8 protein-coding genes are annotated in these 10623 nt (G+C 64.8%); 7 read left to right on the forward strand and 1 reads right to left on the reverse strand.

All coding sequences use genetic code 11. The annotated features are described in order from the left end of the window. Window positions 1-118: 118 nt before the first annotated feature. The gene (locus HX821_RS31365) at window positions 119-1111 is read right to left on the reverse strand and encodes a P1 family peptidase (RefSeq protein WP_003218615.1); all 993 of its coding nucleotides are present in this window, start codon (window positions 1109-1111) and stop codon (window positions 119-121) included. A gap of 306 nt (window positions 1112-1417) precedes the next feature. On the opposite strand from HX821_RS31365, the gene HX821_RS31370 reads away from it, so the two are divergent. The 7 genes from HX821_RS31370 (at window position 1418) to HX821_RS31400 (ending at window position 10419) form a co-directional block, all read left to right on the forward strand. After that, a complete protein-coding gene (locus HX821_RS31370) occupies window positions 1418-3856 on the forward strand; it encodes a TonB-dependent siderophore receptor (protein ID WP_003218616.1) in 2439 nt (812 codons plus the stop codon). A gap of 58 nt (window positions 3857-3914) precedes the next feature. Then, window positions 3915-5252, forward strand: a complete 1338-nt coding sequence (locus tag HX821_RS31375) for an LLM class flavin-dependent oxidoreductase (RefSeq protein ID WP_177037374.1) — start codon at window positions 3915-3917, stop codon at window positions 5250-5252. Next, window positions 5249-6166: a 5'/3'-nucleotidase SurE gene (locus HX821_RS31380; protein ID WP_177020864.1), complete on the forward strand. Its 918-nt coding sequence runs from the start codon at window positions 5249-5251 to the stop codon at window positions 6164-6166. The genes HX821_RS31375 and HX821_RS31380 overlap by 4 nt, the downstream gene beginning before the upstream one ends. Continuing rightward, the gene (locus HX821_RS31385) at window positions 6163-7152 is read left to right on the forward strand and encodes an LLM class flavin-dependent oxidoreductase (protein WP_177037375.1); all 990 of its coding nucleotides are present in this window, start codon (window positions 6163-6165) and stop codon (window positions 7150-7152) included. The genes HX821_RS31380 and HX821_RS31385 overlap by 4 nt, the downstream gene beginning before the upstream one ends. Further along, window positions 7149-8135: an LLM class flavin-dependent oxidoreductase gene (locus HX821_RS31390; protein WP_177037376.1), complete on the forward strand. Its 987-nt coding sequence runs from the start codon at window positions 7149-7151 to the stop codon at window positions 8133-8135. The genes HX821_RS31385 and HX821_RS31390 overlap by 4 nt, the downstream gene beginning before the upstream one ends. 159 nt (window positions 8136-8294) lie before the next feature. Beyond that, entirely contained in the window at window positions 8295-9287 is a 993-nt protein-coding gene (locus HX821_RS31395; protein WP_087695234.1) for an LLM class flavin-dependent oxidoreductase, read from the forward strand. After that, window positions 9277-10419 carry an LLM class flavin-dependent oxidoreductase gene (locus tag HX821_RS31400; protein ID WP_177037377.1) on the forward strand — a complete coding sequence of 381 codons (1143 nt, stop codon included), beginning with the start codon at window positions 9277-9279 and terminating at the stop codon, window positions 10417-10419. Before HX821_RS31395 ends, HX821_RS31400 begins: the two co-directional genes overlap by 11 nt. Window positions 10420-10623: the final 204 nt, after the last annotated feature.

The following is a 10623-nucleotide window of genomic DNA, read 5'->3' on the forward strand; positions in this document are numbered from 1 at the left end:
CCCGAGGCCGAACGCAGGTATTGCGCAGCGGGTAAACCGGCAGGACGCCGGTTTACCCGCTCCGGGCCATGGATGGCCCGTCGCGGCGGCCCGCGGAGTAACGGATATACACCCCACCCTAACCCCGCGCAGCAAACACCCCCCGAGCAATCGACCGAGCCACACAATCAGCCGCCGCCGACCCAATCCGCCCAATCTCCACCTGCCGCCGAGGCCCATCCGCCACCTCCACTGCCCCCGAAGCCAACGCAAAAACCGTATCCCCATCAAACGGCAAATGCGCCGGCCGCACCGCCCGGGCAATCCCGTCCTGCGCCATGATCGCCACCCGCTTGCACTCCGCCACCGTCAACCGCGCCGTACTCGCCACCACCACCAGCGTGGTATTGGCCCCCGCTTGCAGACGCCCCATGGAATCCAGCCGCGACAACTCCGGCATCGGATCACTGCAATCCATCTCCGTCACCGGCCGCGCCCCGCCAAACTCCCCCGCCACCTCCCAGGGCCACGCCCAGAACGTCTCGCCATCCGGCATGTAGACCGAACCAATCGGGTTAGCCACCACCAACGCGGCAACCACCAACCCATCGCCCAAATCCAGGGACGCCGTCCCCAGCCCGCCTTTCAACACCCCCGCCATGGCCCCACGTCCGGCCCCGACAGATCCCAGCTCAAACTCCGGACCGGCATTGGCCAGCGCCTCGAACCCCAGTCGCCGGTAAGGTGGCTCCAGGCCCCAATCCTTGTCCCCGCCATTCGCCAAATCATGCAACACCGCCGCCGGCACGATAGGAATCGCCGGCGCACCCGGCTTCAAATGCAACCCCACCTGGTCCTGGGACAACTTCGCCGCCACCGCATCCGCCGCCGCCAGGCCAAACACCGAGCCACCGGCAAACACCAGCGCGTGCAGCTGGCCCACCATGTTCTCCGGCTCCAGCGCCGCGGTTTCGCGACCACCTGGGCCTCCACCGCGAATGTCGATACTGGCAGTCCAGAAACCATCCGGGCGGATCACCGTGACGCCGGTGTCGGCGTACAGGTCTGTGGCGTGGCCAACCTCCAGGCCGGGAATATCAGTGAGAGCGTTGCGCGGGCCAGGTCTAGGCATACAGAAAAGCTTCCTTGGGTTTAGGTATGGCGTGGGGAGAGCAAGGGGTGTGCCAAGGAGGCGCTCCCCCGGCCCAGCGTACGCTAGCAGCTTCGCGAAAAAATCCCCTGCACAAAAACCAACACCCTGCCCTTCCGCCTGTTAGAAAAACACCAGCCGCCCCGCAAACCCTCCAACAACTCCTTGTTATCCAAGACTTTTCAGCGATGGCACAGCCTTTGCTCTCCTGCCTCCACCAGAGCTTGAACTTAACAAGCCGTCCTCGAACAAGGCCCGTTGCCTAACCACACTGGAGTGTTGCACATCATGAATCCATCACGCGCCGCCGGCCGCCGCCAACCCGGCAAGGCTTTCGCCCATACCCTGTTGTTCCTCGCCGTGTGCGAGGCCGTCAGCTATAGCAGCCTGACCCTCGCCGCCGACGCCCCGGCCAGCGACAACCCCCTGGACACCGTCGTGGTCATCGGCAACCGTGGCCAGGCCCGCACCCTGGCCGACAGCCCGGCGCCGGTGGACGTGATTTCTTCCAAGCAGTTGCTCGCCACCGGCCAGGGCGACCTGACCCGTGCCTTGAGCAAGGTGCTGCCGTCCCTCAACCAGCCGGCCTCGTCGGGCTTCGGTTCGACCTCGATCGTGCGCCCCATCAGCCTGCGCGGCTTGAACGGCGACCAGGTGCTGGTGCTGGTCAACGGCAAGCGCCGCCACAACAGCGCGCTGCTGAACAACGCCACCTCCCTCAACTCCGGCTCGCAACCGGTGGACCTGGACATGATCCCCACCGCCCTGGTGGATCACATCGAAGTCCTGCGTGACGGCGCCTCGGCGCAATACGGGTCGGACGCCATCGGCGGCGTGATCAACATCGTGCTCAAGCAAACCGACCACGGCGGCAGCTTGTCCACCACCTACGGCCAGAACTATGAAAACGGCGACGGCGAAACCGTGCGTCAAACCGGCAATGTCGGCCTGGCCCTGCCCAACGACGGTTTCATCAACCTCGCCCTGGACGTGAAGAAACAGGACGTCTCGGACCGTTCCGATGCGGCGCCGTACACCGACAGTGCCGGCAACACCAGCCAACGCCACACCTACTACGGCACCGGCTTGCCCGAGGCGAAGAACTTCAGCCTCGGCTACAACGCCGAGCTGCCGGTCGCCGACGCGCTGACCCTGTACTCGTTCTCGACCTACACCCACCGCAACTCGGAAAAGCCCCTGGCATTCCACCAGCCGCCGTCGTTCAACGGCATCCAGACCCCGTACCCGGAAGGTATCGAAGATAACCTGCGCTTCATCGAAGACGACTTCCAGGTGGCGTTTGGCGGCAAGGGCCAGGCCGCCGGCTGGGACTATGACCTGTCGAGCACCTACGGCCAGGACCATGCCCGGGCCACCCTCACCGACACCTACAACCTGAGCTACGGCCCGAACTCACCGACCTCGGTCGACACCGGCGTAAAAACCTTCAGCCAGTGGACCAACAACCTCGACCTGACCCGCGCCTTCGACCTCGGCCTGTACAAGCCGACGCAGATTTCCTGGGGCCTGGAACAGCGCTACGAAGACTACAAGATCGGCAAGGGTGACCTCGCCTCCTACGCCAGCGGGCCGTTCGACACCGGTGCCAACGGCGCGATCATTCCACCCGGGACCATTTCCGGTGCCGGTACCACCCCGGCCGACGCCGCCGAAAAAAGCCGCATCAGCCTCGCGGGCTACGGCGAGATCGGCCAGGACCTCACCGACAAATGGCATGTGGACCTGGCCGGGCGCTACGAGCACTACAACGACGGCTCGGGCACCACCACCAACGGCAAGTTCTCCACCCGCTACCAGCTGACCCCGATCCTGGCCTTGCGCGGCACCGTCAGCACCGGGTTCCGCGCACCGTCCCTGGCCCAGCAGATCTACAGCTCCACCTCGCAAACCAGCGTCAACGGGCAACTGTTCGACTACCGCAACGTGGCGGTGAACTCCGATGTGGCCAAGGCCCTGGGCGCGACCACCCTCAAGCCTGAAAAGTCGACCAACTACAGCATCGGGCTGACCCTGCAACCCACTGACAACACCAACATCACCCTGGATGCCTACCAGATCGTGATCAAGGACCGCATCGCCCAGACCGGTTACCTGGGCGGCACGCCGCAAATCAGCGCGATCCTCGCCGCCGCCGGGCTCAACCCGAACCAGGCGGTGACCTACTTCACCAACGCCCTCGACACCACCACCCGCGGCGTCGACCTGGTGGGCGACTACCGCCAGGACATCGGTGCCTATGGCAGCCTGAAATACAGCGCCGGCTTCAACTGGAACACCACCCAGATCGACTCGATCCACGCCTCGACCGTGGCCGCCCAGGCCCTCGGCCCGGACGGTGGCTATGACCGCCAGCGCCAGGGCAACCTCAAGTACGGCTTGCCGCAATCCAAGCTGCTGCTGGGCACCACCTGGACCTACGACAAGGTTGAAACCAGCCTCAACCTGACCCGCTACGGCTCCTACACCGAGTACGGCACCGCCGAGATCTACGACCGCAACTTCGCGCCGACCTGGATCACCGACCTGAACATCGACTACCACCTGACCAAGGCCGTGACCCTGAATGCGGGGGCCAACAACCTGTTCAACAAGTACCCGAAACGCACCGACCTGGTAAGCAGTTCCGGCGGCTTCCCGTACGGTACCTTTTCGCCTTACGGCACCACCGGTGGCTATTGGTACACCGGCGTGACGTACGCCTTCTGACCCAGCCCGCGGGGCCGGTTCGCCGGCCCTGCGCCTGACCTTTTGCGGGAGCCTGCCCATGACCCGACGTACCGATCAACTCAAGCTGGGGGCCTTCCTAGCCAACAGCGGCCACCATGTATCAGCCTGGCGCCATCCCCTGGCCCAGGCGGATGCCAGCCTGGATTTCGAGCACTTCAAACACATCGCGCAAACCGCCGAGCGCGGCAAATTCGACGCCTTGTTCGTCGCCGACGTGGTCGCCCTGTGGGGCCATCATCATGACGCCCTCAGCCGCACTGCCCGCGCCGAACACTTCGAACCCTTGACCCTGATGGCCGCTTTGGCAGCCGTCACCAGCAACATCGGCCTGATCGCCACCGCCACCACCAGCTACAACGAGCCGTACCATATCGCCCGCAAGTTCGCCTCCCTCGATCATCTGTCCAAGGGGCGCGCCGCCTGGAACCTGGTGACCTCGGTGGTCTCGGATGAGGCCTGGAACTTCGGCCGCGAAACCCATATCGACCATGGCGACCGCTACCAGCGCGCCGAAGAATTCCACGACGTGGTCAAGGGCCTGTGGGACAGCTGGGACGACGACGCCTTCACCCGCGACAAGGCCAGCGGGGAGTATTTCGACCCGGCCAAACTGCACACCCTGAATCATCGCGGCGAACATTTTTCCGTACGTGGCCCACTCAACGTCGCCCGCCCTCCACAGGGCCATCCGGTGCTGGTACAGGCCGGTGCGTCGGAACCCGGCAAGGCGCTCGCCGCCCGCGTCGCCGAGCTGATTTTTGCGGTCAACCATGACCTGGCCGGCGCCCAGGCTTTCTATCAAGACATCAAGCAACGCGCCGCCGCCTTTGGCCGTGACCCCGACCACATCAAGATCCTACCCGGTGTCACCCCGTTTATTGGCGAAACCCGCGAACAGGCCCAGGCGCTGTTCGAAGAGTTCCAGGCCCTGGTGGACCCGGTGCTGGGCCTGCGTTTCCTGGCCGACACCCTGGGCGATGACATCGACCTGTCGGGCTACGACCTCGACGGCCCGCTGCCGGAAACCCCGGTAGGCCAGCGCGGCAGCCGTCGCGACAAACTGCTGGAACTGGCCCGCGGCCAGAACCTGAGCATCCGCCAGCTGTACCTGCACCTGACCGCCGGCAACCCGATAATCGGCACCGCCGAAGACATTGCCGACTTCTTCGAGCAGTGGTTCGAAGCCCGTGCCTGTGACGGGTTTAACGTGTTCTTCCCGTACTTCCCGGGTGGCATCGACCTGTTCGTCGAGCAGGTGATCCCACTGCTGCAGCAACGCGGGCTGTTCCGCACCGAATACGAAGGCACCACCCTGCGGGAAAACCTCGGCCTGCCGCGCCCGGCCAATCGCTTTACCCAGGGAGTTACACCATGAAGCGCAGCGCATGGATGCTGGCAGTCGGCAGCCTGTTCGTCTCGAAGGCCTTTGCCCTGAACATTTTGCTGAGCAACGACGACGGTTATCAGCACCCCAATATTCGCGCCCTGTACACCGAGCTCAAGGCCCAGGGGCATACGGTGCGGATTGCCGCACCGCAGGCCGACCAGAGCGCACGGGGCGGTGCGTTTTTCTTTGGTCGCGAAGTCACCGTTGGCCATGACGACGACCCGGCCTACCCCGACAGTTACTCCATCAGCACCACTGAAAACGGCGTGTGCCAAAGCCCCGAATGCGCCGGCAAAGACGTGCAGATCGAAATCAGCGGCACGCCGGTGATGGCCTTGCTGATGGGCCTGAAAAAAGTCATGCCCCACCCTGACCTGGTGATCGTCGGCCCCAACCCCGGGAATAACCTGGGGGCGATCAACAGCGCTTCCGGCACGTTCAACGTCGCCAGTGTCGCGGTGCAGGCGGGCATTCCGGCGCTGGCGGTCAGCACCGATTTGAAGGAGGCAGACCCACAACGCGCGGCGCAACTGGTGGCGAAACTGGTCAATGCCCTGGACCAGCATCGCCAGCCCGACGGCGCGCTCTTGCCCAAGGGCCTGGGCCTGAATATCAACCTGCCAAAAGACCCACGGATCAAGGGAGTGAAACTCACCCGCATCGGCAGCTACGTGGGCTTTGAAGCGGTGTACACCGACGACCTCAAGCAATTCAAGCTGCCGGGCAAACCCGGCATCGGCTTCCAGTACAGCCCCGCCGCCACCGCCGAGCAGCAGAAGCAGGATGAGGCGGTATGGCTCAACAAGGGTTACTTGACCATCAGCCCGTTCAGCGGCCTGCCGGAGTCGATCAACGCCGGCCCCGCGTTGCAAAAACAACTGGCCCGCGAGGTGCAGCCATGAGTTCGCGTTTTTCCCTGGGGTTTCTCAGCCGGGTCTACAGCCCCGGCTTCGAGCCCAAGGTCTACCGCGACACCGTGGAGTTGTTCAAGGTCGCCGAAGAGCTGGGCTTTGACAGTGGCTGGGTGGCGCAGCACCACTTCGCCAGCGAAAACGGCCGCCTGCCCTCGCCCCTGGTATTGCTTGCCGCCATCGCCCAGCGCACCCGGCGGATCAGCCTGGGCACCGGGATTATCGTGTTGCCCCAGGAAGCGCCGCTGCGCCTGGCGGAAGACGCCTCGGTGCTGGACCTGTTGAGCAATGGCCGGCTGGAGCTGGGCCTGGGTGCGGGTTTTGATCCCGACACGTTCACCGCATTCGGTCGTGAGCCTGAGGCGCGCCACCGCGATTATGAGCAGCACCTGCAACAGTTGATCCATGCCCTGGGCAACGCCCCCCTGACCGACAGCGGCTCGCGCCTGTTGCCACGGGCAGCCGGCCTTGGGCAGCGAATCTGGGAAGCCACCTCACGGGTGGAACGGGTGGCCGAGCGCGGCCACGGCCTGATCATGGCGCCCAACCCGCACCTGCCGCCCGAAGCCGGGGTAGAACTGGTCAACCGCTACCGCAACGCCTGGACCGGTGACAACGGCACCCCGCCCCGTGTCACCCGGGTACAGGCGCTGATCCCGAACCCGGACGCCGCCACGCGCAACGATATCCAGGCCTACGTGCAACGCCAACAGAGCATCGGCGTGTACAAGGCGCCGGTGGATGATGATTTCGACGCCACCCTCAGGCGCCTCGGCATCCTGCACGGCCCGGTCGAGCAGATCATCGAGCAGTTGCAGCAAGGGCCGAGACTGACGGCCAACGACCACCTGGTGCTGCAAGTACAGACCGCCAGCACCCGGCTGCGGGAAGCGATCCGCGCGCTGGAAATCATCCGCGAACAGATCGCCCCGGCCCTGGGCTGGCAACCGACACTGCCCCAAGGAACCCTCACATGAGCTTCAAACTGGGCTTTCTCAGCCACGCCTTTGGCGACGATCCACAGCAGGTCTACCGCGACCTGATCGAACAATTCGAAGTCGCCGAGGCCCTCGGTTTCGACGGTGGCTGGATTGCCCAGCACCACCTGAGCAACGGCTTCGGCCGGCTGCCGTCGCCGCTGGTATTGCTGGCGGCGGTGGCCGAGCGAACCCGGCATATCGAACTGGGCACCGGGGTTATCGTGCTGCCTTTCGAAGACCCGATCCGCCTGGCGGAAGACGCAAGTGTGCTCGATGCCCTCAGCGGCGGCCGGGTGCAATTGGGCCTGGGCAGCGGCGGCGCCAACCTCGACAATTTCAGCGCGTTTGGCCGTGATGCCGTGCAACGCCAGGTCGATTTCAGCGAACACCAGCAGCAGGTCCAGCAGTTACTCGACGGCGAGGCATTGATGCCCCACAGCGCGCTGACCCTGCAACCGCCAGCAACCGGCTTGAGCAGCCGCTTGTGGCACTCCCACGGCAGCCTCGAAGGCGCGGCATACACCGCCAGCCAGGGCAACGGCTTGCTGCTGGGCACCGCCACCCACGATCCGCTGACGGTGCAAAAACCCCTGGCCGATGCCTACTTGAATGCCTGGACCCGCATCGATCGCCCACCGAGAATCGGCGTGGTGCGGGCAATTTTCCCGGCAGCGGATCGCGCCAGTGCCCAAGCGGAACTGGCGGTGGATATCGAGCGCCACATCCCGCGCCTGCAACGCGAAGGCCTGATTGATCAAGCCGTGGACCTGCAGGAGCACCTGCGCCTGATGAACGTGCACCACGGCCATCCCGACGAAGTGATCGCCAGCCTGCAACAGGACCCGTCCCTGCTGCCCTATGCTGACTACGTGATCGCCGTGGTCCAGGCCGAAAGCTCGACCCAGGCGCAGATCCTCAAGCGCCTGGAAATCATCGCCCGGGACATCGCCCCGGTCCTCGGATGGCGAGGACGAGAGTAGGATGATCAAACGCCCTGAAAGCGTCAGCTCCCGTAGCAGCTGTCGAGTGAAACGAGGCTGCGTAGCGGTGTGTCAGATACACCGCGAACGCAGCCTCGCCGGGGCTCGACAGCTGCTACGACGACGCGTGATGCTGATGCCAAACTATGGAGCCCGTGTATGCCCCTTGAATTCAGTTGGTTGATGCCCCTCTGTACCCCCGACTGGGCGGCGCGGCCGGGGCAGTGGATCCAGCTGGCCCAGGCGGTGGAATACGCCGGCATCGACGGCCTGTGGATCCCCGGCGGCGCGCTGTGTGCCGACAGCCTCGGGGTGGCGGCGGCGTTGTGCGCCCACACCCGACGGGTGCAATTGTCGGTGAGCGTACCGCCGGAAGTCATGCTGCCGGCGGCCCTGGCCACCACCCTGCAAAGCCTGCAATCGATCAGCAGCCACCGGGTGCGCCTGCACTTGCCCGACGGCGAACAAGGCAGCCTGCGCAGTGCGTTTGGCGAATGGCTGAACCGCGACCAGCGCAGCGAACGCATCGGCGAATACCTGGAGATTCTCCAACAACTGCTGGCACCGAATGACGGCGGCCTGGATTATCAAGGCCGCTATTTCCAACTGGAAAACGCCGGCGTCGCCCGCCGCGAACTGCCCGCGCCGCCACTGGTGCTGGACGACAGCCAAAGCCACGCGCTGGTGGCTGGCCACGCCCAGGTCTGCCTGTTGCGGCCTGGGCATCCGCAGTGGCTGGCCCAGGAAATACAACGCTGGCGCCAGCTTCAGCCGGGCCTGGCCTTTGCCTGTACCTTCGGCCTGGTCATCGGCGACAGCGAGGACCTGGCCTGGGAAACCGCCGCCGCCCTGCTGCCGACCCAGGACCTGCCCAACCACCGCATCGCCACCGTGCCCCGCGACCGTCACCCGTTGCGCCAGTGGGAGATCCACCCGAACCTGCTGCAACTGCACCCTGGCCAACCGTTGATCCTGGTGGGCACGCCCCGCCAAATCGCCACGCGCCTGCAGGAACTGCACGGCCTGGGCCTTGGCCACATCATCCTGCAAGGCGGCCCGGCGGTCGGCGAAGTGCTGCGCTTTGGTGAACAGATCCTGCCGCTGCTTTTTCAACACGGCCTGCGCAAGGAGCGCCTGCACCATGAACACTGAGGCTCGCCCCCCGATCCAGCTCGACTGGTTCCTGCCCACCAATGGCGACGGTCGCCACCTCACCAGCAGCGGCCTGCCCAAGGTCGGGCTGTTCCAGCAAGGCGAACGTGCCCCCACCCTCGATTACCTGCGCCAGATCGTGCGGGCTACCGAACAGGCCGGGTTCGACGGGATCATGGTGCCCACCGCCAGCGGTTTCGAGGATCCGTGGCTGATTACCGCGGTGCTGGCCCAGGAGGTGCGGCGGCTTAAATTCCTCCTGACGTTGCGACCAGGCATGGAGCTGCCGGCCTATACCGCCCACCGTGCGGCGACCTTGCAATTGCTCAGCGAGAATCGCCTGGCGTTGCATGTGGTGACGGGGTCCAGCCGTTTTGAGCAGCGTTCGTTGGGGGACTTTCTCGAACACGATGAGCGTTATGCGCGTACTGCGGAGTTTTTGCAGGTGTTCCAGGCGGTGTGGGCTGGAAAGCAGCCGGCGCATCCGGGGCGCTACTACCGCAGTGGGATCAACACGCCGGTGGCGCCTGGGGCCGAGGTGCCGGCGATCTATTTTGGGGGTGCCTCCGAGGCTGCCGAGCAGGTGGGGGCTGCCCATGGGCAGACGTACCTGATGTGGTGTGAGCCGCCGGCGATGATTGCCGAGCGGGTGCTGCGGATGCGTGAGTTGGCCGCGATGCAGGGCCGGACGTTGCGCTTTGGGTTGCGCTTGCACATCTTTGCCGATCGCACTGACGAGGCGGCCTGGGCGCATGTGGAGCGGCTGTTGGAGGAGATACCCAAGGACGCCATTGACCAGGCGCAGCGGCAGATGGCCAAGTATGAATCGGTGGGGCAGAGTCGCCAGACCGAGTTGATGAAAGGTCGTGGGCGTGGGGCGCGGGAGCTGGAGGTTTCGGCCAACCTCTGGGCCGGTGTGGGCCTGGTACGGGGCGGGGCCGGGACGGCGCTGGTGGGGAGTTATGAGCGGGTGGCGGAGCGGATCGAGGAGTATCACCAGCTTGGGGTGGACAGCTTTATTCTCTCGGGGTTTCCGCATCTGGAAGAGTCGATTCATGTGGGGGCGGAGGTGTTGCCTTTGTTGCGCAGGATTGGGGCTTCGGGGAGGGATGTAGAGGTGGGTCGGGGTTGATTGAGTACATATCCGTTTCTTCGGTTATGGCTGATATTGGTTCCGCTCTTACAGCGGCTCACTTTTGAAAAGCGCAAAAGTAAGCAAAACGCTCTTGCCCCACCACTCGGCTCCTCGCTTAGGCTCGGAGTGCCTAAGATCAAAATCAAAAGCTAAAGCGGGCACGGTTCAAATGTGGGAGCTGGCTTGTCGGGTCGCCGCATC

Origin of the sequence: Pseudomonas sp. B6001, assembly GCF_013386015.1 — a bacterium.
Taxonomy (GTDB): Bacteria; Pseudomonadota; Gammaproteobacteria; order Pseudomonadales; family Pseudomonadaceae; genus Aquipseudomonas.

Bases quoted from the DNA above. Each gene is read 5' to 3' on its own strand.
- HX821_RS31390 (WP_177037376.1), top strand. From the start codon at position 7,149: ATGAGCTTCAAACTGGGCTTTCTCAGCCACGCCTTTGGCGACGATCCA.
- HX821_RS31370 (WP_003218616.1), top strand. From the start codon at position 1,418: ATGAATCCATCACGCGCCGCCGGCCGCCGCCAACCCGGCAAGGCTTTC.
- HX821_RS31380 (WP_177020864.1), top strand. From the start codon at position 5,249: ATGAAGCGCAGCGCATGGATGCTGGCAGTCGGCAGCCTGTTCGTCTCG.
- HX821_RS31400 (WP_177037377.1), top strand. From the start codon at position 9,277: ATGAACACTGAGGCTCGCCCCCCGATCCAGCTCGACTGGTTCCTGCCC.
- HX821_RS31385 (WP_177037375.1), top strand. From the start codon at position 6,163: ATGAGTTCGCGTTTTTCCCTGGGGTTTCTCAGCCGGGTCTACAGCCCC.
- HX821_RS31395 (WP_087695234.1), top strand. From the start codon at position 8,295: ATGCCCCTTGAATTCAGTTGGTTGATGCCCCTCTGTACCCCCGACTGG.
- HX821_RS31365 (WP_003218615.1), bottom strand. From the start codon at position 1,111: ATGCCTAGACCTGGCCCGCGCAACGCTCTCACTGATATTCCCGGCCTG.
- HX821_RS31375 (WP_177037374.1), top strand. From the start codon at position 3,915: ATGACCCGACGTACCGATCAACTCAAGCTGGGGGCCTTCCTAGCCAAC.